The organism is Leifsonia sp. NPDC058230, from assembly GCF_042882245.1.
In the GTDB taxonomy this organism is placed as follows: Bacteria; Actinomycetota; Actinomycetes; order Actinomycetales; family Microbacteriaceae; genus Leifsonia.
The window spans coordinates 218071-243590 of sequence record NZ_JBHVWM010000004.1; the positions used below are offsets into that span (position 1 = coordinate 218071).

Annotated in this window: 25 protein-coding genes; 4 read left to right on the top strand and 21 right to left on the bottom strand. The window is 67.3% G+C overall.

What is annotated here, in order from left to right:
- Positions 1-112: 112 nt before the first annotated feature.
- The 4 genes from ACFVV0_RS14095 to recO are packed head-to-tail and all read right to left on the bottom strand — an operon-like array spanning position 113 to position 2509.
- Positions 113-274: a hypothetical protein gene (locus ACFVV0_RS14095; RefSeq protein WP_387064149.1), complete on the bottom strand. Its 162-nt coding sequence runs from the start codon at positions 272-274 to the stop codon at positions 113-115.
- Complete coding sequence (locus tag ACFVV0_RS14100; RefSeq protein WP_387064152.1) at positions 271-942, bottom strand: DsbA family protein; 672 nt, start codon at positions 940-942, stop codon at positions 271-273. Before ACFVV0_RS14100 ends, ACFVV0_RS14095 begins: the two co-directional genes overlap by 4 nt.
- A gap of 20 nt (positions 943-962) precedes the next feature.
- The gene (locus ACFVV0_RS14105; protein WP_387064155.1) at positions 963-1772 is read right to left on the bottom strand and encodes an isoprenyl transferase; all 810 of its coding nucleotides are present in this window, start codon (positions 1770-1772) and stop codon (positions 963-965) included.
- Positions 1769-2509 carry a DNA repair protein RecO gene (recO, locus tag ACFVV0_RS14110; RefSeq protein ID WP_387064158.1) on the bottom strand — a complete coding sequence of 247 codons (741 nt, stop codon included), beginning with the start codon at positions 2507-2509 and terminating at the stop codon, positions 1769-1771. The genes ACFVV0_RS14105 and recO overlap by 4 nt, the downstream gene beginning before the upstream one ends.
- 60 nt (positions 2510-2569) lie before the next feature.
- Between recO and ACFVV0_RS14115 the strand changes: the two genes are divergently transcribed.
- The gene (locus tag ACFVV0_RS14115) at positions 2570-3310 is read left to right on the top strand and encodes a trimeric intracellular cation channel family protein (protein WP_387064161.1); all 741 of its coding nucleotides are present in this window, start codon (positions 2570-2572) and stop codon (positions 3308-3310) included.
- A gap of 18 nt (positions 3311-3328) precedes the next feature.
- On the opposite strand, the gene leuA is transcribed toward ACFVV0_RS14115, so the two are convergent.
- The 15 genes from leuA to hrcA all read right to left on the bottom strand — a co-directional run bounded on the left by leuA (position 3329) and on the right by hrcA (position 21180).
- Positions 3329-5113 carry a 2-isopropylmalate synthase gene (gene leuA / locus ACFVV0_RS14120; RefSeq protein WP_387064164.1) on the bottom strand — a complete coding sequence of 595 codons (1785 nt, stop codon included), beginning with the start codon at positions 5111-5113 and terminating at the stop codon, positions 3329-3331.
- Positions 5114-5284: 171 nt separating this feature from the next.
- Positions 5285-7768, bottom strand: a complete 2484-nt coding sequence (locus ACFVV0_RS14125) for a bifunctional lysylphosphatidylglycerol flippase/synthetase MprF (protein WP_387064167.1) — start codon at positions 7766-7768, stop codon at positions 5285-5287.
- Positions 7765-8925 carry an alpha/beta hydrolase gene (locus tag ACFVV0_RS14130; protein WP_387064170.1) on the bottom strand — a complete coding sequence of 387 codons (1161 nt, stop codon included), beginning with the start codon at positions 8923-8925 and terminating at the stop codon, positions 7765-7767. Before ACFVV0_RS14130 ends, ACFVV0_RS14125 begins: the two co-directional genes overlap by 4 nt.
- A 266-nt stretch (positions 8926-9191) precedes the next feature.
- On the bottom strand, positions 9192-10637 hold the full coding sequence (locus ACFVV0_RS14135; protein WP_387064173.1) for an ABC transporter permease: 1446 nt from the start codon (positions 10635-10637) through the stop codon (positions 9192-9194).
- Entirely contained in the window at positions 10634-11431 is a 798-nt protein-coding gene (locus ACFVV0_RS14140) for an ABC transporter ATP-binding protein (protein WP_387064176.1), read from the bottom strand. Before ACFVV0_RS14140 ends, ACFVV0_RS14135 begins: the two co-directional genes overlap by 4 nt.
- A gap of 84 nt (positions 11432-11515) precedes the next feature.
- Positions 11516-12205: a response regulator gene (locus ACFVV0_RS14145; protein ID WP_387064179.1), complete on the bottom strand. Its 690-nt coding sequence runs from the start codon at positions 12203-12205 to the stop codon at positions 11516-11518.
- Entirely contained in the window at positions 12202-14070 is a 1869-nt protein-coding gene (locus tag ACFVV0_RS14150) for a sensor histidine kinase (RefSeq protein WP_387064182.1), read from the bottom strand. Before ACFVV0_RS14150 ends, ACFVV0_RS14145 begins: the two co-directional genes overlap by 4 nt.
- 86 nt (positions 14071-14156) lie before the next feature.
- The gene (era, locus tag ACFVV0_RS14155; protein WP_387064185.1) at positions 14157-15050 is read right to left on the bottom strand and encodes a GTPase Era; all 894 of its coding nucleotides are present in this window, start codon (positions 15048-15050) and stop codon (positions 14157-14159) included.
- Complete coding sequence (locus ACFVV0_RS14160) at positions 15047-16345, bottom strand: hemolysin family protein (RefSeq protein WP_387064188.1); 1299 nt, start codon at positions 16343-16345, stop codon at positions 15047-15049. The genes era and ACFVV0_RS14160 overlap by 4 nt, the downstream gene beginning before the upstream one ends.
- Before the next feature lie 8 nt (positions 16346-16353).
- Positions 16354-16815: an rRNA maturation RNase YbeY gene (gene ybeY / locus ACFVV0_RS14165; protein ID WP_387064191.1), complete on the bottom strand. Its 462-nt coding sequence runs from the start codon at positions 16813-16815 to the stop codon at positions 16354-16356.
- A 23-nt stretch (positions 16816-16838) separates the two neighbouring features.
- Complete coding sequence (locus ACFVV0_RS14170; protein ID WP_387065181.1) at positions 16839-17849, bottom strand: PhoH family protein; 1011 nt, start codon at positions 17847-17849, stop codon at positions 16839-16841.
- A 64-nt stretch (positions 17850-17913) separates the two neighbouring features.
- Entirely contained in the window at positions 17914-18267 is a 354-nt protein-coding gene (locus ACFVV0_RS14175; protein ID WP_387064194.1) for a histidine triad nucleotide-binding protein, read from the bottom strand.
- A gap of 24 nt (positions 18268-18291) precedes the next feature.
- Positions 18292-19020 carry a 16S rRNA (uracil(1498)-N(3))-methyltransferase gene (locus ACFVV0_RS14180; protein WP_387064197.1) on the bottom strand — a complete coding sequence of 243 codons (729 nt, stop codon included), beginning with the start codon at positions 19018-19020 and terminating at the stop codon, positions 18292-18294.
- 7 nt (positions 19021-19027) lie between these two features.
- Complete coding sequence (gene dnaJ / locus ACFVV0_RS14185; protein ID WP_387064200.1) at positions 19028-20131, bottom strand: molecular chaperone DnaJ; 1104 nt, start codon at positions 20129-20131, stop codon at positions 19028-19030.
- 29 nt (positions 20132-20160) lie between these two features.
- Positions 20161-21180, bottom strand: a complete 1020-nt coding sequence (gene hrcA, locus ACFVV0_RS14190; protein WP_387064203.1) for a heat-inducible transcriptional repressor HrcA — start codon at positions 21178-21180, stop codon at positions 20161-20163.
- Between the two features lie 231 nt (positions 21181-21411).
- Between hrcA and ACFVV0_RS14195 the strand changes: the two genes are divergently transcribed.
- The gene (locus ACFVV0_RS14195; RefSeq protein WP_387064205.1) at positions 21412-21879 is read left to right on the top strand and encodes a DUF4870 domain-containing protein; all 468 of its coding nucleotides are present in this window, start codon (positions 21412-21414) and stop codon (positions 21877-21879) included.
- A gap of 102 nt (positions 21880-21981) precedes the next feature.
- Entirely contained in the window at positions 21982-22374 is a 393-nt protein-coding gene (locus ACFVV0_RS14200; RefSeq protein ID WP_387064208.1) for a DUF4870 domain-containing protein, read from the top strand.
- Here ACFVV0_RS14200 and hemW read toward each other — a convergent pair.
- Both hemW and ACFVV0_RS14210 read right to left on the bottom strand, forming a co-directional pair.
- Positions 22367-23614 carry a radical SAM family heme chaperone HemW gene (gene hemW, locus ACFVV0_RS14205; protein WP_387064210.1) on the bottom strand — a complete coding sequence of 416 codons (1248 nt, stop codon included), beginning with the start codon at positions 23612-23614 and terminating at the stop codon, positions 22367-22369. The two genes, ACFVV0_RS14200 and hemW, sit on opposite strands and share 8 nt — an antisense overlap.
- 1 nt (position 23615) lies before the next feature.
- The gene (locus tag ACFVV0_RS14210; protein WP_387064213.1) at positions 23616-24281 is read right to left on the bottom strand and encodes a DUF1990 family protein; all 666 of its coding nucleotides are present in this window, start codon (positions 24279-24281) and stop codon (positions 23616-23618) included.
- A gap of 93 nt (positions 24282-24374) precedes the next feature.
- Between ACFVV0_RS14210 and ACFVV0_RS14215 the strand changes: the two genes are divergently transcribed.
- Positions 24375-25505, top strand: a complete 1131-nt coding sequence (locus ACFVV0_RS14215; RefSeq protein ID WP_387064216.1) for a hypothetical protein — start codon at positions 24375-24377, stop codon at positions 25503-25505.
- Positions 25506-25520 lie beyond the last annotated feature (15 nt).

Genomic DNA, 25520 nt, shown 5'->3' on the forward strand with positions numbered 1-25520 from the left:
TTTTTTGTGTGTGGTTTTTTTTTTTTTTTTACTCCTTCGTTCCGCCTCCTCGGGGGCCCCCCCCCCCGCGGGGGGGGGCCGGCGGGCCCCCCCGCCCCCCCCACCCCTCGTTTCAGGACTCGGTCGGGGCCGGCACGGACGAGCCGGGAATGAGGCAGGCGCCGCCTTCGCACGCGGCGGCGTCGGACGAGCCGAGCGGGATCAGCGCGAAGGACGTCGCAGCGCCCTTCGGCGAGCCCGAGCCCGAGCCCGAGCCCGAACCATCGGCGGTCACGCCGGCACCTCGGCGCGCTCGGTCCAGACCTGCTCGAGCACCTGGGCGAAGGTGGCGGGGTCCTGGGCGCCCGAGACACCGTAGCGGCCCTCGATCACGAAGAACGGGACACCCTGGATGCCGTACTCCTGGGCGAGACCCTGGTCTGCGCGCACATCGGAGAGGAACTCCTCCGACTCGAGCGACGCCACGACCGCGTCCCTGTCGAGGCCGATGTCAGCCGCGAGGTCGCCGAGGTCTTCGATGCGGCCGATGTGGCGGCCCTCGGTGAAGTAGGCCTTGAAAAGACGCTCTGCCATCTCGAGCTGCTTGCCCTGCGCCTTTGCGAAGTGCATCAGCTCGTGCGCCTTGATCGTATTGGTGTGCTTCAGGATGTCGTAGTCGTAGTCGAGGCCGACGGATGCGGCGATGCCGGTCACGCGCTCCAGCATCGGGCCGACCTGATCGGCTGAGATCCCCTTGTGGCCGGCGAGGAAGTCGACCTCGCTGCCGTCGAAGTCGACGGGGGTGTCGGGAGACAGCTCGAACGAGTGGTACTCGATCTCGACCGCGCGGTTGTCTCCTGACTCAGAGAAGAGGCCGCTGCCCGCCTCGAACTTGCGCTTGCCGATGTAGCACCACGGGCAGGCGATGTCGGACCAGATGTCGATTTTGATGGGTTCGCTCACACCAGGGCCAACGGCGGAAGTCAGCCGGGCATTCCCGGCGCGTCGACGGCCCCGCCGAACCGCCGGTTGCGGGATGCGTACAGCTCGATGGCCTGCCAGAGATCGGTCCGCGAGAAATCGGGCCAGAGCGTGTCGAGGAAGACCATCTCGGCGTACGCGCTCTGCCAGAGCATGAAGTTGCTGGTGCGCTGCTCACCCGAACTGCGCACGAACAGGTCGACGTCGGGCAGCTCAGGAGCGTAGAGGTGCCGCTGGATGGACTTCTCGGTGACCGCAGACGGCTTGATGCGGCCTGCGGCCACCTCCTCGGCGAGAGTGCGCACCGCATCCGCTATCTCGGTGCGCCCGCCGTAGTTGACGCACATCGTGAGGGTCAGCGTGTCATTGGCCGCCGTCAGCTTCTCCGCGAACTGCAGTTCTTTGATCACCGACGACCAGAGGCGCGGTCTACGGCCGGCCCAACGCACACGCACACCCCACTCGTTGAGCTGGTCGCGGCGGCGGTGCAGCACGTCACGATTGAAGCCCATCAGGAACCGCACTTCTTCGGGCGAGCGCTTCCAGTTCTCCGTCGAGAAGGCATAGACGCTCAGGTGCTTGACTCCGATCTGGATCGCGCCGGCCACCACGTCCAGCAGTGCCGCCTCGCCGGCACGATGGCCTTCGATGCGGGTGAGTCCGCGCTTGTTCGCCCAGCGGCCGTTCCCGTCCATGACCACCGCCACATGATCCGGCACAGCGGATGCGGGGAGCTGGGGCGGGTACAGCCCCGTCCAGTCGAGCGGCCGGAACTCTACCGCGTCTCTGTGCGTGTACGGCTTGGGGCTCATGCCTCTGCTTTCCGGTCGTGCTGAACGTGCTGGAGGGAGCGCAGGCCGCGCTCGAGGTGCCACTGGGTGTACGCGGCGACCACGCCGCTCGCCTTGGATCGTGTTGCGTCGTCGGCCGCTTCGGCAGCATCCCAATCGCCCGTCAGCAGAGACGCGAGCAGGCCGATGGTCTCAGCGTCGAGCTTGGGCGCACCCTGAGGCGCGCAGTTCTCGCAGACCACCCCGCCGAGCTGCACGACGAGGCTCCGATGCGGGCCGGGGGCGCCGCAGCGTGAGCAGTCGAGGAAGCTCGGCGCCCAGCCCGCGAGCGAGAGCGCCCGAAGCAGGTAGGAGTCGAGCGTGAGCATCGGGCCGTGCTCGCGCCGGGCGAGGGATCTGAGCGCACCGACGAGGAGCAGGTACTGCTGCAGCGACGATTCGGATTCGGTCAAACGGTCAGCGGTCTCGACCATCGCGTTCGCGGCGGTGTAGCTGGCGTAGTCTCCGGCGATGTCCGCCCCGTACGAGCCGAGCGACTCGGCCTGGGTGACGACATCGAGGCTTCGTCCTTCGTAGAGCTGAATGTCGGCGACCATGAACGGTTCGAGCCGGGAGCCGAACTTCGACGCCGTGCGCCGAACGCCTTTCGCCACCGCGCGCACTTTGCCGTGCTGGCGCGTGAGCAGCGTGACGATGCGGTCGGCCTCACCCAGCTTGTGGGTGCGCAGCACGACGGCTTCATCACGGTAAACGGGCACACCCCAGTATCCCGCGTCACGCCGACAGTCCGGGCCAGCCGCGCATGGTACAAGTGACCTATGAGCACGACGGCCTTCACCATCCCCCTGTGGGCGGACTTGGTGGCCGTCGGCGTGGGAAGCCTGCAGGGCGCGATGTTCGCCTCCGGCTTTCGCGACCGTCGCCTCGACCTGCTCGGCATAGCGATCATCGGAGTCGCGACGGGCGTCGGGGGCGGTCTGCTTCGCGACCTGCTGCTGGTGACCCAGCCGGTCGCCCTCCAGTCGAACTGGTACTTGCCGATCACCGTCGTCGCAGCCCTGCTCGGGATGCTGCTGGTACGTCTGTTCCGCCGCCTCGACCCGATCATCACGTTTCTCGACGCCCTCACGATCGGGCTCTTCGGCGCGATCGGAACGACCAAGGCGCTCTCGCTCGGTCTTCCCGAGGTGCCCGCGGTCTTCGTCGGCGTGGTCGCAGCTGTCGGCGGTTCGATCCTGCGCGACATGCTGCTCACCCTGCCGATCGCGCTGATGCACGTCGGATCGTTCTATGCAGTCGCCGCGGGCGCCGGCACGGTCGTTCTCGTCGTGCTGGTCGACCTCGGCGTGCCGCCCACGATCGCAGCGATCGTCTGCGTGGTGGTGACGCTCATCCTGCGACTGCTCGCCGTGCGCTTCGGCTGGAGCCTTCCGGAGCAGCGCGAGCTCAGCCTGAGCAGCTTCCGCCCCCGCTGGCCGAGGATCGCCCGCAGGCCGTCCTCGGCGGAGCGCACCGACACCGCCTCGCTCCCCCGCTACAAGATCGATCGACCAGAGTAGCGATCAGCAGGCGGACCGCTACGCCGAGACCAGCGTCTCCGATTCTGTCGTCGTGGCCTCCGACTCGGAGGCACGCACTGCCCGGTTCACGGCAGAGACGACGGCCTTGAAGGATGCGGTGGTCGTGTCCGCGTCGATCCCGACGCCCCACAGTCGCTTGCCCTCCACGTCCAGTTCGACGTATGCCGCGGCGTAGGCCGACTCGCTCGCCGACAGCGTGTGCTGCGAGTAGTCGTAGAGGTGCACGCTGATCCCGCGGTGGTTCAGGATGTCGAGGAACGCAGCGATGGGCCCGTTGCCCGTGCCGGTCGCTCGCGCGACGGAGTCGCCGTCGCGCAGCGTCACGGTGAGCTCGACTTCACCACCGGTCTCGTTCGAGGTGCTGGTGCTGCCCAGCTCGAATCGACCCCACTTGCTGTCCGCCGCGTGGGCGGGCGCAGGAAGGTACTCGTCCTGGAAGATCGCCCAGATGTCGTCACTCGAGACCTCGCCGCCTTCGGCGTCCGTCTTCGCCTGCACGACGCCCGAGAACTCGATCTGCAGCTTGCGCGGCAGGTCGAGGGCGTGGTCGGTCTTCAACAGGTACGCGACCCCGCCCTTGCCCGACTGCGAGTTGACGCGGATGACCGCCTCATAGCTGCGGCCCAGATCTTTCGGGTCGACCGGCAGGTAGGGAACCGCCCAGAGCAGATCGTCGACGCTCTTGCCCTGTTCGGCCGCGTCGGCGGCCATCGCCTCGAACCCCTTCTTGATCGCATCCTGGTGCGATCCGCTGAACGCGGTGAAGACCAGGTCGCCGGCCCACGGACTGCGTTCGTGCACGGGCAGCTGGTTGACGTGCTCGACGGTGCGCTTGATGGAATCGACGTCGCTGAAGTCGATCTGCGGGTCGATGCCCTGCGTGAACAGATTGATGCCCAGCGCCACCAGGTCGACGTTGCCGGTGCGCTCGCCGTTGCCGAAGAGGCAGCCTTCGATGCGGTCGGCGCCGGCCATGTAGCCGAGCTCCGCGGCCGCGATGGCCGTTCCGCGGTCGTTGTGCGGGTGCAGCGAGAGGATGACATTCTCGCGGTGGGCCAAGCGGCGCGACATCCACTCGATCGAGTCGGCGTACACGTTCGGAGTGGCCATCTCGACGGTGGCCGGCAGGTTGATGATGACCTTGCGCTCGGGTGTCGGCTCGAAGACCTCGAGAACCTGGTTGCAGATGTCGACCGCGAACTCGAGCTCGGTGCCCGTGTAGCTTTCCGGCGAGTACTCGTAGTAGATCGTGGTGCCGGGGACCGTCGACTCCATCGAGCGGCACAGGCGCGCTCCGCTCAGGGCGATGTCGATGATGCCCTGCTTGTCGGTGCGGAAGACGACGTCGCGCTGCAGAACGCTCGTCGAGTTGTAGAGGTGGACGATGGCCTGCTTAGCGCCGATCAGCGACTCGTACGTGCGTTTGATCAAGTGCTCGCGCGACTGGGTCAGCACCTGGATGGTGACGTCGTCGGGGATCGCGTTCTCTTCGATGAGGCTGCGGACGAAGTCGAAGTCGGTCTGGCTCGCGCTCGGGAAGCCGACCTCGATCTCCTTGTAGCCCATCCGCACGAGCAGATCGAACATGATGCGCTTGCGCTCGGGGCTCATCGGGTCGATCAGCGCCTGGTTGCCGTCGCGCAGATCGACCGCGCACCAGCGCGGCGCCTCGGTGATGCGCTGGTCGGGCCAGGTGCGGTCGGGCAGCTCGACACGGAACTGCTCATGGAACGGCCGGTATTTATGGATCGGCATGGCGCTCGGCGCCTGGGTGTTCTTCATGGTCTGAAATCTCCTCGTGCGGTGTGGTGGAGAGCCGACGACGAACTCCGCGACGAGGGAGGCCCAGAACTAGGACTCGTCGCGGCAGCTAAGAAGGAGCAGACCGAACACAGTATCGAGCGTAGCACGCGGGTCTGGATCGGTCATCCCGATCCGGTCAGTGCACAGCTCTCAGCTCCGGCCCCGGGCGAGCCTCGCAGCCTGCCTCACCGAGAGCTGTGGAAGGTATGCGCGCACCAGCGCGATCCCGATCGCCGGCAGTTGCACGGGGTCGGGGTACGCCATGATCAGCGGATGCAGTTCCGGCTGGAACTTGCGCTTGAAGTTGAGCAGGGAGCGGAACCCGTACACAGGTTCGAGGGAGGCGCTGAGGAACCCGAGGAGGCGATCCAAGCTGCTGGGTTCGCTCTCCCCAGCGGCAGCGGTGTGGGCGAGCGGTGCGGCGGAGAGGCTCATGAACTCGATGCCGTCGTCGCGCATCCTGGTGGCCGATTCGGCGATCAGGAACTCCATGACCCCGTTGATGCTGTCGGGGCGCCGGCGCATGAAATCGAGGGTCCAGCCGATCACCGCGCCGTCGCGGTAGGTGGGAAGCCAGCTGGTGACACCCTCGATTCGACCGTGCCCGTCGACCGCGATCATCAGCTGCACCGCTGGATCGTGAAGTTCGTCGAGCCCGCCCAACGTGAAGCCCATCTCGGGCAGATCCTTGTCGGCCACCCACGCCTCGGAAATGTCGGCGAGCTGCGCGGTCGCGACGAGGGGCAGCGCCACGAAGGTCGTCCATTCCGCCCGGATGCCCGCGCGTTCGGCGCGATTGATCGAGGTGCGCACGTCCTGCCACTTCTTGCCGGTCGTCGCCCACTGCTGCGGGCGGATGACCGTCTCCTCGGCGACGACGGTGGTGGACCACCCGAGACCCTCGAAGAGCGGTCTGAGCTCTGCATCCACGCTGTAGAACACCGGCACCCAGCCGTTGTCGTCGCAGAACCGGGCGAACCGGCCGATCGAGCGATCGTGTGGAGGTGGCGCCCCGAACGGGCCACCCAGCGTGAGCGCAATGCGGCCGACGACCCGGTATGCGATCGCCCGGCCGTCGACCGCATCGAACCAGTAGTCGTTTCCCGGCCAGGTGGCCATGAACGAGATCGCGTCCCCTCCGCCGCGCTGCAACAGGCTCCGGACCCGGGCCGCTTCGGTTGCACCGCTCCAGGATGCGCCTCCGCGCATCACGGGGACGGCAGCGACGATCGCGACGAGCCAGAACACTGTGCCGACGTTGTGGTACACGATCGTGACCAGCGGAGCTGTCGGGAGGAAGCTGATCGTCTCGCGCCGGAGGAAGTTCGCTGGGACGAAGCGTTCGAGCAGATCACCGAGCAGGTCGGAGAGCCCGACGATCCTGGTGAATCCCGTCTCCCGGAACGCGTAGCTCACCCCGAGGTACACCAGCGCCAGCACGATACCCGAAACGAGGACCGTGAGCACATAACGTCGCACTGCACGAGCGGCGGCCCGTACAGGAAAGTGTTTACGGAGCACGATCAGCACAACAGCGAACACGAGAGGCAGCATCGCCGACAGCGTCAGATCGACCGACACCTCCCAATAGTGTGCGCTGAAGCGAGGAGCCGACGTCAGACCGGCCAGCGGGAGCAGGCCGAAGTACAGGGCTGACAGCACTGCGAGGAGCAGATTCACAGTGACGGCGAGCCAGACCGCGAAGCGCGCCCCGCGCAGCAATCCGTATGCCGCGACGAGAAGCACCAGCAGAGGCAGAACGGAGACGAGGATGGGCCCGAGCCCGTTGATCCGCTCGAGCGTAAGGTCTTGCACGCACTGCCTGGTCACCGAGAAGGCCTGACAGCGCGCCAACACCGCGCCGCGCTCGGGGACCTCGTTGGTGAAGAGGAGCTTGATCGGCGACAGCAATCCGCTCCGAGATTGCGCCATGAGTCCGACCACCGGGCCGATCGCGGTGATCGCGACGGCGGATGCCAGCAGTACCCGCACCTCATGATGCGAACTACGAACCCAGCCCGCGAGAGTGGCGGGCGGACGCAAGAGCACGCCGAGGGCGAGACCGATCAGAATCGCGAACAGTCTGTAAAGATCTCCGGGCAGACCGGAATAGAGCACCAGGACCAGGGCGACGAGGACGGTCAGCACGCGGATGCGCCTCCGCCAGAGCGCACCGGCGAAGGCGCTCGCGGCCATGATCGTCCCTCCGACCGCCGTGAACACGTCGAGCACGATCATGTTTCGCACACTGCGTCCCCACATCTCGCCGGTGCCGGAGGCGACCAGCTGCAGACCGACCCCGAGCAGGATCCCGACAGTCGACGTCACGACGTAGGCGACAGCGGTCCGCCAGGTGCCCATCAACCGTTCGGCCGCGCCGACGAGTGCGATGGTCAGGACGAGCGCGAGTATCAGCTCGCTGAGGTTGTCGGTGAAGAGGACGGACGTGATGGTCGACCACCAATGACCGTCGGTCAGGGGTCCGGGGCCGGTTCCGAGCCAGACGTGAAACGGCCTGCGAGGGCCGTGCACCGGGCCGGTAGCCAGGGCGAGGATCAGGATCGTCGCAGTCAGTGCGAGCGTGAACGGCTGTTTCGAGAGAATCCTCAGCAGATGACGGCGGAACGTGGTCACGACCCGAGCCCCATGTGGGCCGCGACAGCGGGGAATCCGACGGCGAGCGTATGGCGAACGGTCTGCCAGTCGTGCGCCGAGCCCGGTGAGATGTACAGATGGGTCGCTATTCCTGCTCTGATCGCGTCTGCTTCGAGGGCCTTCGCGTACGCGGTGTACTTCGCGTCGTTCTGGCCGACACCCAGGATGACGAGCGAGTCCTCGTACGGAGCATTGTCCGCCATGAGGGCGCCCGGCTGTGCGGCACGATACGCGGCGGCGGATCCACCGAAGCCTTTGACGATCGTGTCGTGGTCGTCACCCAGGCTCGGACGGAGTTCGGCAGAGGACGCGATCGCCGATCCGAACATCCCCGGATGCCCTGCGGCGAACTGCATGGCGCAGGTCGCACCTTCCGAATACCCGAACACACCCCAGGCCGCCGGGTCGCTGCTGACCCGGAGGTGAGACCTGATCCAGTCGGGCACATCCCTGAGCAAGTAGGTGGCGGAATTGCCGAGATCCGGAGAATCGACGCACATCGGGTTGTGGTTCGGGGCGCCGAGCTGGTCGGCGGCGACGACGATCGGCGCAAGACCGTGGTGCTTCGCCGCGAACTCATCCATCTGCGTGGCGATGCGGCCGGCTGTGAACACATTCGACGGCGCACCCGGCTGCCCGGAAAAGGCGTAGAGGATGGGGAGAACCGGAGGATCAGCGACCAGCGCGGCGGGAGGCAGGTAGACAACGGCCTCCCTCGCCGCGAACCCGGAGTGGGTCGCCGGGATGCGCACCGCACCGATCTCGCCGTGGGACGGAACCGATGCGGGCGCGGTCCAGGTCGCCGAGTAGTCGGTTCCGACGCCGGTGACCTGGCCGCGCTCGCTGTGGAGGTTCAATGGTGCGAAAGGCACGACGCCGAGAACATCGTCGAGGTCGCGATACTCGCCGAAGTCGACGTTGATTCCGGCTCCCGCCGCGATCAGGAAGATCGGGATGCTCACGATGGCCACGAGTTTGCGCCACCATCGGGACCGGAACAGGTTGACGACTGCCAAGGCCACCCCCGCGAACCCGATCATCACCCACATCCGAGTCACCGGGGTGAGGGCCACTCCGAAGACATCGAGGACATCGCCGAGGATCCAGGTTGTGAGGAGCCCGATGAGTCCTCCCACGACCAGCGCCGCAAGCCCGACGATGGCGCGCCGCCGCGTCGGCCGGACCAAGAGATAGAGCGCCAGAACAGCGATCAGCGCATCCGTCGCGATGAGGAACGGGGGCTTGTCGAACCTCAGTGTCGTGATCCAGTCCAGGGCGCGGTCCTTTCCATCCGGTGCAGAGCCGACGTCATTATTCGACGTTCTGCTCAGGGAAAGCCTGCGTGACGGCCCTCTTCAGCCAACTCCTAGCCCCGGGGTCATCTGCCTGAGAAAAGGCGCGTCTACTCCACAGCGAGTGCGGCGACAGGAGCGACGGACGTTGCGCGCCTGGTCGGCGCGACGGACGCGACCACCGCGAGCAGCGCAGCAGCCAGCACGATGAAGCCGAGGAACGGCCATGGCAGACTCGGCACGAGCAGTCCTCCGCCCGGGATGCTCCCGAGCAGCGCCTGCGCCCCGATCCAGCCGTACACCGTGCCGAGCACGAGTCCGATGACGATCGATGCAACGGTCAGCTGCGCGCTCTCGGCCAGGATCATCCGCCGCACCTGCGTGGCGCTGAACCCCAGAGCTCTGAGCAGTCCGAGTTCGCGGCGGCGCTGGAGCACGCTGAGCGAAAGGCTGTTCACGACACCGACCGCCGCGATGATCGCGGAGAATCCGATCAGTACCGTGAACACCGCCATCGTCGCCGTGAGCACGCTGTCGACGCCCGCGTACATTCCGGGCTCGTTCTCCTGCGCCTGGTGGATCATCTGCAGGTACGACTGCGATGCGACGACGAACATCGTGATCAGCGTGACGCCGATGACGAGACCGATCGTCGTGCGGGAGCTGCGCTCCGGGTTGCGCACGGCGTTCGCAGCCGCGAGCCGCGCCGCCGTCCCGCGCCCGAAGATCAGGCCGACGCCTCGGAGGATGGGCGGCATGAACAGTGGTGCCGCGAGGATGATCCCGGTGAACGAGAGCACTCCGCCTGGGAGCGCGATCAGCACACCGTACGACGTGAACGAGCCGATCGGGGTGGCCGCGAAGATCCCGAGACCGAGCAGCAGGCCGAAGACGAGAAGGGCGACGCCGAGCACCACCAGTGCGAACGCCACGGCATTGCGCCAGCGGCTCCCCCGGATCGCTGTCGCCGGCCGTTCCTCGGATGCGCCGAGCGCCTGCACCGGCGTCACCGTCAGCACCCGGCGGCTTCCGACCCACGACGCCAGCCAGGTGGTCGCGACGACGATGGCCAGTGGTGCGAGCAGTACAGGTGTCAGAACGGGATACGGCTCATCCGGGAGAACCCCCATCGTCACGAACACCCGAACGGCGGCGAGGGCCAACGTGGCGGAGAACGCTCCGCCGGCCACGGCGCCGATGACACCGACGACGAACCCCTCGCCGGCGACGGACCGTCGCTGCGCACGCGCGCTCGAACCGATCAACCGCAGCAGAGCGATCGTGCGAGTGCGACCGGCGATGATCGTCGCGAAGGTGTTCGTGGTGACGATCGCGCCGACGTAGACGGCGATCGTGAAGAACACGCCCGCGACCACATCCAGCGCCACGAGGACGGACCCGTGGCGGGAGGCGAGATCGTCACCCGCGATGAACGCGGCCAGCACGCCGGTCGATGCGAGCAGTGCCACGCCGAATGCGGCACTGAGCGCGGCGACGAGGATGCTCGCCCGATGCTCCCTGGCGTTCGCCCGGAACGCGGAGAACGGCCGGCTCACGCGCGCTGCTCCATGCCGAGCATGTAGCCGGAGATCTCCTCGGGCGTGGCACGGTCGCGTTCGTCGACGACAGCACCGTCGGCCAGGAAGACGATGCGATCCGCGAAGCTCGCTGCGATCGGGTCGTGCGTCACCATGGCGATGCTCTGCCCATACGTGCGGCTGGCCTCGGCAAGAAGCGTCAGCACTTCGCGGCCGGTGCGCGAATCGAGGTTGCCGGTCGGTTCGTCGGCGAAAATCAGATCGGGCCGCGTCGCGAGGGCGCGCGCGATCGCAACGCGCTGCTGCTGTCCGCCGGAGAGTTCGTGCGGGCGGTGCGTGAGCCGGTCGGTCAGCCCGAGCGACTCGACCAGGTGGTCGATCCACTCGCTCTGCGTACGGGTCGGCCGACGACCGTCGAGCTCGAAGGGCAGACGGATGTTCGCGGCGACATCGAGGGTCGGCACGAGGTTGAAGGACTGGAACACGAACCCGACGCGACGACGACGCAGCACCGTGAGCTCCGCATCCTGGAGTCGGGTGATCTCGGTGTCGCCGAGCCACACCTGCCCGCTCGTCACCGAGTCGAGACCGGCCATGATGTGCATGAGAGTCGACTTGCCGGAGCCGCTCGGGCCCATGATCGCGGTGAACTGGCCGGCGGGGATGCCCAGGGATGCGCCGTGGAGCGCGTTGACGCGGCCGGCGCCGGCCCCGTACGACTTGGTCGCGTTCACCACCCGCGCGACGAGTTTCTCGAGCGGCGGAAAGATGGGAGCGGCGGTCGTGACCGTCGAACTGGTGACGTTGTCCATGCCTCAACGCTAGGGATGCGCGGCACGGCTCGAATCGGGCGAAGGACCTACCGGCCATCCACCGCGAGGATGATTCACGCGCTGCTAGTCGACCGCCGTGAGCCCGTGCTCGAACGCGTAGACCACCATCTGCACCCGGTCGCGCAGCCCGAGCTTGCTCAGGATGCGGCTGATGTGGGTCTTCACCGTCGCCTCGCTCAAGAACTCGGTCGCGGCGATCTCCGAGTTGCTCAGACCGCGGGCGGCGAGCACGAAGATCTCCCGCTCCCGGGCGGTGAGGGTGTCGAATTCCGGCGGCTGCGGCTTCGCGGGCTCGCCGGCCGAGAAGAACTGGAACAGCTCGCGGGTGGCTCCTGCGGCGATCACGGCGCTGCCCGCGTGCACGGTGCGGATCGCTGCGAGAAGGAACTCGGGCTCCGCATCCTTCAACACGAAACCGCTCGCCCCGCCACGGATGGCGCGAGCCGCCGCTTCGTCGAGGTCGAAGGTCGTGAGCACGACGATCCTCGGGGCGGATGAGCCAGAGCGCGCGGCAGCCTCGACGATCTCGGTCGTCGCCGCGATACCGTCCATGACAGGCATCCGGATGTCCATGAGAACGACATCGGGAGAGACCTCCCGAGCCAGCCGCACACCCTCCGCTCCGTTGGCCGCCTCCCCCACGAACTCGAGGTCGGGCTGCGAGCTCACCAGCATCCGGATGCCCGCACGGAACAGCGCCTGATCGTCGACGAGCAGCACCCGGATGGGCGTGCCCTGCTCCGTCCCGCTCATGCAGTGGCTCCGGCGGGAAGGAAGGCGCTCACGACGAACCAGTCGCCGCTCGGCCCCGCTGCGAGCGAGCCACCGGCCAGGGCGGCACGCTCGCGCATTCCCGGCAGGCCATGGCCGATGCGGGGCAGCGCCCCGGTTCCCGTCGCCGGAGTGTCGAGCGAGAGCGGTTTCATGATGTTCCTCACGGTGATGACGACTCCGGGTCCCCCGTTCTCCTTCGCCGATTCGGCGAGGATGACAGAGGCGGACGTCGCGGTGTCTCCGTGCCGGAGTGCGTTGGTGAGCGCCTCCTGCACGATTCGGTATGCCGCTATCTGCTGAGCGGATCCGAGGCGACCGACGTCGCCGATCCGCTCGTACGAGACGTCGAGACCGGCGGCGCGGATCTGGTCGATGGTGCGGTCGAGGTCGTCGAGCGACGGCTGCGGACCCTCAGGCTGGGCGTGGCGCAGCTCGGCGAGCAGCACCCGCACGTCACCGAGGGCGGACCGTGCCGTCGAAGCGATGGTCTTGAGCGCTTCGTCGACGGAGTCGGGATCGGCGTGGCGCGCGTAGCGGGCGCCGTCCGCCTGAGCGATGACGACGGCGAGCGAGTGGGCGACGACGTCGTGCATGTCTCGCGCGATGCGTGTGCGCTCCTGCTCGACCACGACGTCTTCGACGGCCCGTGCGCGATCGAGCTCGGCCTCGGCCTGAGCACGACGGGAGAGGCGGGCCGTTCGCCACGTGCGCACGAGCAGACCGAGCACCCACGACAGTCCGAGAACCGTGACGCTGACCACGAAGAGGAACGCGAACTGCAGAGCCAGCTGCGCGATCGCCCCGGAGAGGAGGTTGAGGTAGTTCTGACTGAGCGCCGACGTGAGGGTCAAGTACAGCGCAGCAACGACTGCTCCGACGCCCGCCGAGATCAGCCCCGACCATCGAACGATCCGATCACCGTAGGCCGCCGTCGCATAGAGCACGATCAGCACGCCGATGTCGCTGAACTGGATGGTGTGGCCGGTCGTCATCTGCAGGATCGCGGCCAGCCACGCGAGGGCCAGCGCGACGGCCGGCGAGATCCGTCGCACCGCGATCGCGACTGCGAATCCGATCATCACGAGGAATCCGGAGCGCGGACCCCCGTCGCTGTCGAAACCGAAGACGCTGACGGCGTCGAGGAAGAGGCAGACGAACGCGAAGGCGACGGCACCGGCCACGTCGAACGCGAGCTCGGCGCGGGTGAGCCGGCGCACGAGCCCGACATTCTCGATGTCGGGGTCGGTGACCCGCGTCCCTCCCGACGAGGCGAGCCAGACGAGTACCGAGCTCCCCTCTGTCGACGGCGCTGCGCGCTGTCGAGCGACCAGGAATCCGACGAACCAGCACGCGACGAAACCGACCACCAGGAGCAGGCTCATGAGCAGGAGACCGACACCCTGCGACGTGTAGTACCCGCCGATCAGTGGACCGAACAGCGGGAACTTGAGCTGCCCGCGCACCGTGAAGAGATAGGCGACCGCCGGCCCGAGGAGGATCGCAGCGGTGAAATCGAGCCAGCGCACGACGCGGCCCGAGTGCGCCGCGACGCCGAAGACCGTGAACAGCGCCGCCACGAGTCCGATGACCCGGAACGGCGTCTCGAGGGTCGCTGAGCTCACCACATCCAGGAGCACGGCTGCACAGATCAAGCCCAGCGCCGCTCCGGGGAGAACCCGCGACACGGCGACGGCGGCGCAATAGAGGAGCAGGGTCAACGCGGTCTCGACGCCCAGCGCGAGCCCGGAGATCAGCCACACGCTGAACAGGATGAGCCCTAGGGCAGGCTCGAGCACCCAGCGGAACGGCACGAGCCGCTCCAGGAGGTGGGTAGGGTGCTGCATGCTTCTACGGTACGGGGCGGGAGACGGCCGAAGCCGCCGTGACGGCGGATTTCATCCGCTGGATGTACGCGGTCACGCCCAGCTGGTCAGAAGCCCAGTCGTCCGAGTTGCTTCGGGTCGCGCTGCCAGTCCTTCGCGACCTTTACACGGATCGACAGGAACACCTGTTTGCCGAGCAGTGCTTCGATGGGCACGCGAGCGGCCGCGCCGACGTCGCGGATGCGGCTCCCGCCCTTGCCGATCACGATCGCCTTCTGACTGTCCCGCTCCACGAAGAGGTTCGCGTAGACCTCGACGAGGTCCTTGTCGTCTCGCTCCACGATGTCGTCGATGGTGACGGCGAGCGAGTGAGGGAGCTCGTCCTCGACGCCTTCGAGTACGGCCTCGCGGATGTACTCGGAGATGCGGTCTTCGAGGCCCTCGTCGGTCACCGCATCCGCCGGGTAGAGCGGCGCCGGTGAGCTGGGCAGCAGACGCATCAGCTCGGAGGTCAACGTATCGAGCTGGATGTGGCTGGTCGCCGAGAGCGGAACGATCGCCTCCCACTCGCGCAGCGCCGACACCGCGAGCAGCTGCTCCGCGACGGCAGCTTTGCTGGCGGCGTCGATTTTCGTGACGATCGCGACCTTCTTCGCCCGCGGATATGCGTCGAGCTGCTCGTTGATGAACCGGTCGCCCGGTCCGATCTTCTCGTCGGCCGGTACGCAGAACCCGATCACGTCGACATCGCCGAGCGTCGACTGCACCAGGGAGTTCAGCCGTTCGCCGAGCAGAGTGCGGGGCCGGTGGATGCCCGGAGTGTCCACCAGGATCAACTGGCCGTTCTTCTGGTGCACGATGCCACGGATCGCACGGCGGGTGGTCTGCGGCTTCGAGCTCGTGATGGCCACCTTCTCTCCGACGAGCGCGTTGGTGAGCGTCGACTTGCCGACATTCGGGCGGCCGACGAACGAGACGAATCCGGCGTGGAAATCGGTCACTGGTGGTTCTCCTCTGCCGACGCCTCTGGCGCCGAGATCAATGCGGTGTCGCGCTCGACGAGCACGGTGCTCACGTGTTTGCGGCGGCCCTCGGTGCGGTCCACGGTGAAGAGCAGCCCGTACGCGGAGACCTTCGAGCCGATCTCCGGCAGACGTCCGAGCAGCTTCGAGACGAGACCGCCGACGGTGTCGACGTCGTCGTCGTCCAGCTCGAGGCCGAACAGTTCGCCGAGCTCGTCGATGGGCAGCCGGGTGCTGACCCGGTAGCGCCCCGCACCGATCTGCTGCACGAGCTCCACCTCGTGGTCGTACTCGTCGGAGATGTCGCCGACGAGTTCCTCGATGAGGTCCTCCATCGTCACGAGACCGGCGATTCCGCCGTATTCGTCGACGACCATCGCCAGATGGTTCGATTCGAGCTGCATCTGGCGCAGCAGCGCATCCGCCTTCTGCGATTCGGGGACGAACAGAGCCGGGCGTGCCAGCTCGCCCATCGTCACCTCGTCGGCACCGAGCGGCTTCTCGAAGCTCAGCTTGGCAACATCGCGGAGATAGAGGATGCCGACGACGTTGTCGGGGTCGCCGTCGATCACGGGCATCCTCGACACGCCTTTGCTCAGGAACAGCCCCATGGCCGTGCCGAGCCCGGCGCTCTTGTCGATCGTCACCATGTCGGTACGCGGAAGCATGACCTCGCGCACCACCGTGTCGTTGAACTCGAAGATCGAGTGGATCAGTTCGCGGTCGTCTTCTTCGAGCACGTCGAACTCGGTCGCCTCGTCGACGATGCTGAGCAGTTGCTCTTCGCTGGCCACGGGCGCGGATCGCGAGATCGAGGGCGTCACCCGGTTACCGAGCGCGACCAGACCGTCGGCGATCGGTCCGAGCAGCACTCTGATGGCACGGATCAGCGGAGCGGTCAGCTGCAGCAGGAATTTCGAATGGGCACGACCGACGCTGCGCGGACTCGCCCCGACCAGGACGAATGAGACCCCGGTCATGATGAGTGCCGACAGCAGGAGCGAGATCCACCACTGCTCGAAGATCATCTCGAACGCGAGCGTCACCAGAACCGCCGCCGTGGTCTCGGCAGTGATTCGGATGAAGTTGATGGCGTTGAAGTGCGCGCCGGGATCGGCCGCGATCGCGAGGAGTGACTTCCTGGCGCGCGACGTGTCGGCGAGCTCAGCGATGTCGGCACGGGATTGCACCGAGATCGCGGAGTCGACGGCGGCCATCAGACCACCGAAGGCGACGAGCAGGAACGCGACGACGAAGAAGACCGTGACCAGCATCCGCCCCCCTATCGTTGTCGGTCGTAGCGCGAGAACCCGATGAGGATGTCGCGCTGGATGCCGAACATCTCCCGCTCCTCGGCGGGATCGGCGTGATCGAACCCGAGCAGGTGCAGGATGCCGTGCGTCGTGAGCAGCAGCAGCTCCTCCATCAGGCTGTGCCCGGCCGTCTCCGCCTGTGCCTGCGCCACCTGCGGGCAGAGCACGACATCGCCGAGCAGCCCGGCCGGCGACGGCTCGTCTTCCGTTCCTGGACGCAACTCGTCCATCGGGAAGCTGAGCACGTCGGTGGGCCCTGGCTCGTCCATCCACTGCACGTGAAGCTGCTCCATCGCCGCCTCGTCGACCAGCACGATCGCGAGCTCGGCATCCGGATGCACGTGCATGATGTCGAACGCGTAGGTCGCGAGCCGCTGCAGCGCAGCCTCGTCTACCGCGATGGCCGACTCGTTGTTGACTTCGATACTCACTGGTCAGCCCTATCGTCCTGTGCTCAACGTCGTTTCGGCATGCGGTCGCGCGGGATCGCCGAGCGGCGTTCCGCCCGGTTGGCGAACTCCGCCGCCTGCTCACGCTCGTAATGCAGTGCCTGCTTCTGCGCGTCGTACTCGGTGTACGCATCCACGATGCGGCCGACGAGGGTGTGACGCACGACGTCGTCGCTGGTCAGCCGCGCGAAGTGGATGTCGTCGATGTCCTTCAGCACGCGTGTCACCAGACGAAGCCCACTGGCGGCGTTCGGCAGGTCGACCTGCGTGATGTCGCCGGTCACGACCATGCGGGAACCGAAACCGAGACGGGTCAGGAACATCTTCATCTGCTCGGGCGTGGTGTTCTGCGCCTCGTCCAGGATGATGAAGGAGTCGTTGAGCGTGCGGCCGCGCATGTAGGCGAGCGGCGCGACCTCGATCGTTCCCGCCGCGAGGAGTTTCGGGACGAGATCGGGGTCCATCATCTCGTTGAGCGCGTCGTACAGCGGTCGCAGATACGGGTCGATCTTGTCGGTGAGCGTTCCGGGCAGATAGCCGAGGCGCTCGCCCGCCTCCACGGCCGGACGGGTGAGGATGATGCGGGACACCTCCTTGCGCTGCAGCGCCTGCACGGCTTTCGCCATCGCGAGATACGTCTTGCCCGTACCGGCCGGTCCGATACCGAACGTGATGGTGTTCTCGTCGATCGCGTCGACGTACTGCTTCTGGCCGAGCGTCTTGGCACGGATGCTCTTGCCCCTGGCCGTGAGGATCGCCTGGCTCAGCACATCCGACGGACTCAGATTGAGGTCGGTGTTCAGCATTCGTGCAGAACTCGTCACCTCGGTCGGGCTCAGCTCCTGGCCGTTGCGAACCATCTGCAGCAGTTCCTCGATCAGCCGGCGGGCGGACTCGACCTGCGTCTGCTCGCCGGTGAGGGAGATTTCGTTGCCGCGCACGTGAACGTCGACGAGCGGATACTGCCTCTCGAGCGTGGTGAGCAGCCTGTCCTGCGGTCCGAGCAGCCGCACCATCGCGACGCCGTCGACGTCGAACCGCGCTTCGGCCTGCCCCTCGTTGTTCTGGGGCGAGAATTCGCTAGTCGGCAAGGCTTCCTTCCTCGAGCTCTCCGCTCAGGACATGGGCATGAACGTGGAACACGGTCTGTCCCGCGCCTGCGCCCGTATTGAAGATCAAACGGAAATCGCCGTCGGAGTGTTCCCTGGCGAGGCGGCCCGCGGTGGAGACCAGCTCGGCAAGCAGCGCCGGGTCGCCTGCAGCGAGCTCGACCACGTTGCGATACTGCTCCGTCTTCGGCAGCACCAGCAGGTGCACGGGCGCTTTCGGTGCGATGTCGCGGAAGGCGATGATCCGCTCGTCGTCGTAGACGATGTCGGCGGGCACCTCGCCCGCGATGATGCGCGAGAAGATGGATCGCTGGTCGGTTTCCATGTCCCCCATCTTAAGGCAGCAGCCTCACCATCGGCCGAGGATTCCGTTGAGCACCGCGAGGGCGGCGGGGCCCGCCGTCGAAGTGCGCAGCACGGTGTCGCCGAGGCGCACCAGCTCCGCGCCGGCCTCGGCGAGAGCAGCGAGCTCTTCCGGGGCGATCCCGCCCTCGGGACCGACGACGAGGACGATCGGACGCTCATCCGGGACCACGGAGGTCAGCTGCGCTGTCGCATCCGGTTCGAGTACCAGGACACGGTTCGCCGCGCACAGGGCGGCGAGGGTCTTGATCGTCGCGAGTTCGCCGACCTCGGGCACCCAGGGGCGGATGGACTGCTTGGCGGCCTCTCGAACGATGGTCGCCCAGCGGTCGCGCCCCTTGGCCACCTTCGGCCCGTCCCAGCGGGAGACCGAGCGCGCGGCCGACCACGGGACCACGGCATCCACGCCCAGCTCGGTGGAGGCCTGGATCGCGAGCTCGTCCCGGTCGCCCTTGGCGAGCGCCTGCACGAGTGTCACGCTCGGGACCGGGCGATCGACCCGCTCGACGACCTCGACGTCGATGGTGAGTTCCGCCGAGGTCGACTCGATCACCTCGCCGGTCACGACGAGACCGCGGCCGTTGCCGATCATCACGGATTGGCCCGGCCGGGTGCGATTGACCGTGGCGGCGTGCTTGGCCTCGGCGCCGACGATCGACACGCGGCCGCCGACCTCGGCCGACTCGAGGTCCTCCCGGACGTAGAGCGAGCTCACGGCCGGGTCAGACGTTGAGGAACCGGTCGCGCAGCTTGGCGAACAGGCCCTGCTGGAAGTGGGCCAGCGAGGGCTCCACCTGCTTGTGACTCGCGGCGAACTGCTTCATCAGCTCGCGCTCCTTGTGGTCGAGTTTGGTCGGCGTGACCACCTGGATGCCCACGCGCAGATCGCCGCGGCCGCTTCCGCGCAGGTGCGTGATGCCCCGGTCTTTCACCGTCATGATGTCGGCGCTCTGCACGCCGGGCTTCAGCTCCAGGCTGATGTCGCCGTCGAGCGCCTTGACCGTTGCCGTGGTGCCGAGGATCGCATCCGTCATCGACACCTCGAGGGTGCACAGGATGTCGTCGCCATCACGGCTGAACACGTCGTGGTGCTTGACCTTGATCTCGAGGTAGAGGTCGCCGTTCGGGCCGCCGGCGGGGCCGGCCTCTCCGCTGCCCGGCATCTGCAGGCGCAGCCCGGTGTCGACGCCGGCGGGGATGTCGACGGGAACGGTACGACGGGCACGCACGCGGCCCTGACCCTGGCAGGTGACGCACGGGGTGGCGATGACGGTGCCGTAGCCACGGCAGGTGCCGCACGGGCTCGACGTCATCACGTTGCCGAGCAGGGAACGAACCGAGCGCTGGATGCTTCCGGTTCCGTGACAGATGTCGCAGGTCACGGGTGCGGTGCCGGGCTGGCAGCACGATCCGTTGCACGTCTCGCAGACGATCGCCGTGTCGACCTCCAGATCGCGGTGCGTTCCGAAGATGACCTCGTCGAGGTCGACCTCGACCCGCAGCAGCGCGTCCTGGCCGCGCTCGCGGCGCGACTTGGGACCACGGCTGCCCCCGCCGCCGAAGAAGGTCTCGAAGATGTCGCCGAAGCCGCCGAAGTCGGCTCCCCCGCCACCGAAGCCGGGCTGCGGGCCGATGTCGTACTGCTGCCGCTGCTTCGGGTCGCTCAGCACGTCGTAGGCGTGCGTGACCAACTTGAATCGTTCGGCCGCGTCGGAACTGGGATTCACATCCGGATGCAGTTCGCGGGCCAGGCGGCGGTACGCCTTCTTGATCTCGTCGGGGGTGGCGTTGCGTTCAACACCGAGGACTTCGTAATGGTCGGCCACGTACGGCTTTTCCTTCTCGTTCGGTTCTTCTATTCGCCAAGCAGGCGGGAGAGGTATCGGGCGACCGCGCGGACGGCCGCCATGTTGTTGGAGTAGTCCATGCGCAGAGGGCCGAGCACGCCCAGGCGCGCGACATCGGATCCCGAGGCGGTGTACCCGCTCGACAGCACGGAGGTCTCGGCCAGGCCGAACGCGGCGTTCTCCCGGCCGATGCTCACGGCGACGCCGTGCTGGTCGGTCGCCATCTCGCCGAACAGCTTCAGCAGGGTCACCTGCTCCTCGATCGCCTCGAGCACGGGATAGACGCTCCCCGTGAAGTCGTGCTCCGTGCGCACCAGGTTGGCAGTGCCCGCCATGACCAGCTTCTCCTGCCGGTTGGCGGCGATCTGGTCGATCAGGGCCTTCGCAACCGGCTCGACGTGCTCCCGCGTGCGCTCGGTGAGCGCATCCGGAAGCTCGCGAAGGCGGGCGGTGGCGTCGAGCAACGACAGACCGGCCGCCGCCCCGTTGATGGCTCCACGGATCTCCGCCACGACCTCGTCGGAGAGGTCGGTACTCAATTCGACCACTCGCTGCTCGACCGCACCCGTGTCGGTGATGAGCACGCAGAGCAGCCTGCGCGGGGCAAGGGTGACGAGCTCGATGTGCCGGATGCGCGACCTGGCCACCGATGGGTACTGCACGAGCGCCACCTGGCTGGTCAGCTGCGAGAGCAGCCGCACCGTGCGGGCGAGCACGTCGTCGAGATCGACGGACTGGCCCAGGAAGGCCTCGATCGCCTGGCGCTGCGCCGGGGTGAGGGGGCGCACATCCGAGAGGTGGTCGACGAACAGGCGGTACCCCTTGTCGGTCGGCACTCTGCCGGACGACGTGTGCGGCGCCGCGATCAGCTCTTCCTCTTCGAGGGCGGCCATATCGTTGCGGATCGTCGCGGCCGAGACACCGAACGAGTGACGCTCGACGATGCTCTTCGAGCCGACGGGCTCGCGCGAGGCGACGTAGTCCTGCACGATTACACGCAGAACCTCGAGGCTCCGGTCGGAAACCATCCGTCTCGCCTCCTGACTGTGTTCGCATGCTGCCGTGCGGCTGGGTTAGCACTCACTGATCCTGAGTGCTAATCATATCGCGCCGACACGCCACCCTTTGATTGCACCCGATTCAATCGTGGCATTACCTTATGTGTGCGGTCTCACAAAAGCGTGAGTTGCACTGATCGGCAGGTTCCGGCATTGCCGAGAGTATCGATTCCCCCCGGATCCGAACGGAAGGCACCGATCATGACCGACCCGAACCAGCCCGCATCCGACCCGAACAACGGCGTGCCGCCGCAGCAGCCGTACGGGAGCGTCCCGCCGCAGCAGCCGCAGCAGCCATACGCAGCAGCGGCTCCGGCCGCGCCGCTCGACCAGGCACAGGACAAGCAGTGGGCGTCCTTCGCCCACCTCGGCGGCATCCTGTGGATCCTGCCCTCCCTGATCATCTACCTGGTCTTCAAGGACCGCGGCGCGCTCACGCGGCAGGAGTCCAAGGAGGCGCTGAACTGGCAGATCACCTGGCTGATCGTCTGGTTCGTTTCCGTGATGATCAGCGTGTTCCTCGTTCTCACCCCCGTCGGCTTCATCTTCAGCCTCCTGATCCCGTGGGCGCTCTACATCGTCAACCTGGTCTTCTCGATCCTCGGATTCGTGAAGGTGAACAGCGGCGGCACCTATCGCTATCCGGTCAACTTCCGTTTCATCAAGTAGTCGAATCCTCTCGGCTTCTTCCCAGTTTCGCGCCGCTTGTCATAGGGTTGGGGACGACAAGTCCCCGACCCGCCCACCCGGGCGGCAGCCTAGGAGCACCCCATGTCCGCAACACCTCCGCCGCCTCCGCCGCCTCCCCCCGGAGCACCGTACGGCGGCTCCTCCCAGCAGCTCAGCCCCGCCGACGAGAAGCTCTGGGCGACGCTCGTCCACGTCGGTGGAATCCTCTTCGGCTTCCTCCCTGCGCTGATCGGCTACCTGGTGCTCAAGGATCGCGGACCCTTCGTGCGCGAGCACACGGCGACGGCGCTGAACTTCCAGATCACGCTCGCCATCGCATACGTCGTCGGCTGGATCCTGACCATCGTGCTGGTCGGCTTCATCATCCTCGCCGCCGTCTGGGCCGTGAACATCATCTTCAGCATCATCGCCGCCGTGAAGGCGAACCAGGGTCAGTACTACACGTACCCGATCGCCATCAAGTTCGTCAGCTAGCCACGCTCGCCGGCTCGTCGACGAGCAGGCGGCGGACAACCGCATCCGCCAGGAGCCGCCCGCGCAGGGTCAGTTCGACCGACCCGCGCAGGGCGGCTTCTGCGTTCACGAGCCCGTCCGCGATCAGTTCGGCGACCGCGGTCCGGCCGGGCCTGTCGAGCACCCCGAGCTCCAGCCCGCCACGGATGCGCGTCGACAGGAGCACACGCTCCACCCGCCGAGTCTCGGTGTCGAGCGTCTCCCGCCCGGCCGCCGGCGACTCGTTCGCCAGAACCCGTGCGGCATAGGCCGCCGGGTGTTTCACGTTCCACCACCGCACACCGCCCACGTGGCTGTGCGCGCCGGGTCCGACACCCCACCAGTCGTGGCCCTCCCAGTAGGAGAGGTTGTGCCGCGAGCGGTGTGCAGCATCCTTGGCCCAGTTGCTGACCTCGTACCAGTCGTAGCCGGCGGCGGCGAGTCGCGCATCCGCCAGCTCGTACATGTCGGCCTGGAGGTCTTCGTCGGGCGTGCCGACCTGCCCGGATTTGATCTGCCGCGCGAGCTTCGTACCGGTCTCGACGATGAGCGAGTACGCGGAGAGGTGATCGGGCTCGCAGGCGAGCGCCGAATCGAGTGAGCGGGACCAGTCGTCGAGCGACTCCCCCGGTGTTCCGTAGATGAGGTCGAGACTCACCTGGAGCCCGGCAGCACGCGCCCAGTCGACGACCCGCGGAACCCGCTCGGGGTCGTGCGTGCGCTCGAGGGTCGCGAGCACATGCGGAACGGCCGACTGCATCCCGAACGACACACGGGTGAAGCCGGCGGCCGCGAGCTGCTCCAGGTAGGCGGCGTCGACGGAGTCGGGGTTCGCCTCGGTGGTCACCTCGGCCCCGTCGACGAGTCCCCAGGCGTCGCGGACGGCTGCGAGCATCCCGGCCAGGTCGCTCGCCGGAAGCATGGTCGGAGTGCCGCCGCCGAAGAACACCGTCGAGACCGGACGCGACACGATGCCGCTGCCCTCGAGCGCACCGGCCGCGAAGCCGACCTCGCGGATGGCGTGACCGGCGTATTCGCTCTGCGAGACCCCACGCAGTTCGGTCGCCGTGTATGTATTGAAATCGCAGTATCCGCACCGCACGCGGCAGAACGGAACGTGCAGGTAGACGCCGAAATCGCGCCCGCCGGCACCGAACGCCGCGGAAGCGGGGAGCAGTCCGTCCGCCGGGGCGGGATCGCCGAGCGGGAGTGCGCTCGGCACGTCAGACCGACCGGACGGGTAGGAGCGAGCGGAGGTACTTGCCCGTATAGTGACGCTGCACCAGCCAGAGGATCGGCGCGACGGCACGGAAGAAGCCGTTCGACGGCTGGGAGAACGCGCGCAGCACGAACCACACCGAGCCGTCGTCGCGCAACTCCACCAGGAACGCCTCCTCACCACTCTCCGGATGCCCGTGCATCGTTCCGTACGCGAAGCCGGCGCGGTTGGGCTCATCGATCACGTACACGACACGGATGGGTGCGGACACGTGCAGCGGCCAGAACGGGATCTTCAGCACGGCCGTCATCCCGTTGGCGATGTACGGGGAACCGTCGTCGGCGAACACCGCCTCGCTCGACCGATGCTCCTGCAGCTTCGACGGACTGCCGTCGGGATTGAAGATGACGCCCTCGTACTGCACGCCCGTTCCCTCGTGAGCCTCGGTGACCTTGATCCCGCTCCCCCGCTGCACACCCCAGGTCATCAGCGCCGTGACGGCCGACGCGAACCTCTCCTCGCCGCTGCCGAGCCGCGCCTGCCGCTCCAGCGGCCGGTACCCCTTCGGCGGGTAGTACAGGAGATCGGGCGACTGCGTGCCGCCCACAGCACCGTAGGTCACCGGCTGGTCGGTGAACGAGGAGCGTCGCATGCGTTCGGTCCTGATCATTTCTGGTTGATAACGCTTTCGGGTCGCAATCAGCCTAGACGGCCGGGAGTCGATATGTTCTCCCACGCAGCGACACATATACCAGGGGGAACAATGAGGGCACAGGCAACGCTCGTGCTGATCGCCGCGTCTGCGGCCCTGATGCTCACCGGATGCACGCCGGCTGTCAGCGCGCATCCGCCCGTGACGCACGCGCAGACCCCGACGTCGTCCCCGGCTGGCGCCGCGGGCACGCCGTTCGCCTGTGCGGATCTTGCCGCACACGCCGATTTGGACGCCATCGGCCCCGATCTCGCGCTGATCCCCGTCGGCGAATACTGGATCGCACCGCCATCGGCCGATCCCTGGTCGGCGTCGCGCGTCTCGCTTACGCAGGGGATCAATCCTCCGTCGAGCCCCACCGTCGTCGCAGCATTCGAACGCGGGTTCTTCGGCTGCTACTGGGCCGATCGAGTGGAGGGCACCTCGCTCCAGGTCTCGGCGCTGCCTGACGCGGCACGCGCATACAACGACTACGTCGGCGCCAGTGCGGGCGGCTACGAACTGCGAGCGTACGACTCGCTCGGCGTGGCGACGACCAGCACGGGCGGATGCGGGTCGGCGAGCGACTCGGGTCCGTATTGCCGGATCGATGCACTCGCCGGCACCACCTGGATTGCCGTCATCGCGCCGGTGACAGCGGCGGCGGCGGGGTCGGACGCGATCCGTTCCGCGCTCGTCGACATCGCCGAGAACACCGCTGCGAAGATCGATTCGGCGAAGGAGCTCGTGAGCGCCCGCCCGCTCGTCACCAGCCGCTGGGACCGGGTCGGGGATTGCACCTCCATCGGCTCGGCCGTCGGCTCGGTGCAACCCGGCGTCGGCTCGTTCACACGCGGGGACCTGGACGTCACCGGCGCCTTTGACCCGCTCGCGCGCGCTGCGGTCCTCTCGGCGCACGGATTCACCTGCAGCGAGAACGCTGCGAGCCGTTCCATCAGCGTCGCCGTCGTCACGGGAGCCGACTGGCTCGGACCGCTCGCATACACGGACGCTACGCCCGTCCCCGCTGAATTCGGCGGTGCGGAGGGTCTCGTCTCACCGCGCGCGCTCTGCCTGAACTCCGATCCCAACATGTGCTGGGCCGAAGGATACGTCGATCACGCACTGGTGGTCGTGTCGGGTCTCGGATCCGCAGCGGCAGACGCCGAGGCTCTCGTGTCGCTGGCGGCAGTGTCCGGCTGACCCAGCGAGGTCAGG

Excerpts from the sequence above, each read along its gene's own strand:
- ACFVV0_RS14105 (WP_387064155.1), bottom strand. The coding sequence starts at position 1,772 with ATGAGCCCCAAGCCGTACACGCACAGAGACGCGGTAGAGTTCCGGCCG.
- ACFVV0_RS14115 (WP_387064161.1), top strand. The coding sequence starts at position 2,570 with ATGAGCACGACGGCCTTCACCATCCCCCTGTGGGCGGACTTGGTGGCC.
- leuA (WP_387064164.1), bottom strand. The coding sequence starts at position 5,113 with ATGAAGAACACCCAGGCGCCGAGCGCCATGCCGATCCATAAATACCGG.
- ACFVV0_RS14140 (WP_387064176.1), bottom strand. The coding sequence starts at position 11,431 with ATGGACAACGTCACCAGTTCGACGGTCACGACCGCCGCTCCCATCTTT.
- ACFVV0_RS14145 (WP_387064179.1), bottom strand. The coding sequence starts at position 12,205 with ATGAGCGGGACGGAGCAGGGCACGCCCATCCGGGTGCTGCTCGTCGAC.
- ACFVV0_RS14150 (WP_387064182.1), bottom strand. The coding sequence starts at position 14,070 with ATGCAGCACCCTACCCACCTCCTGGAGCGGCTCGTGCCGTTCCGCTGG.
- ACFVV0_RS14160 (WP_387064188.1), bottom strand. The coding sequence starts at position 16,345 with ATGCTGGTCACGGTCTTCTTCGTCGTCGCGTTCCTGCTCGTCGCCTTC.
- ACFVV0_RS14170 (WP_387065181.1), bottom strand. The coding sequence starts at position 17,849 with ATGGTGCGGCTGCTCGGACCGCAGGACAGGCTGCTCACCACGCTCGAG.
- ACFVV0_RS14175 (WP_387064194.1), bottom strand. The coding sequence starts at position 18,267 with ATGGAAACCGACCAGCGATCCATCTTCTCGCGCATCATCGCGGGCGAG.
- hrcA (WP_387064203.1), bottom strand. The coding sequence starts at position 21,180 with ATGGTTTCCGACCGGAGCCTCGAGGTTCTGCGTGTAATCGTGCAGGAC.
- ACFVV0_RS14195 (WP_387064205.1), top strand. The coding sequence starts at position 21,412 with ATGACCGACCCGAACCAGCCCGCATCCGACCCGAACAACGGCGTGCCG.
- ACFVV0_RS14200 (WP_387064208.1), top strand. The coding sequence starts at position 21,982 with ATGTCCGCAACACCTCCGCCGCCTCCGCCGCCTCCCCCCGGAGCACCG.
- ACFVV0_RS14210 (WP_387064213.1), bottom strand. The coding sequence starts at position 24,281 with ATGATCAGGACCGAACGCATGCGACGCTCCTCGTTCACCGACCAGCCG.
- ACFVV0_RS14215 (WP_387064216.1), top strand. The coding sequence starts at position 24,375 with ATGAGGGCACAGGCAACGCTCGTGCTGATCGCCGCGTCTGCGGCCCTG.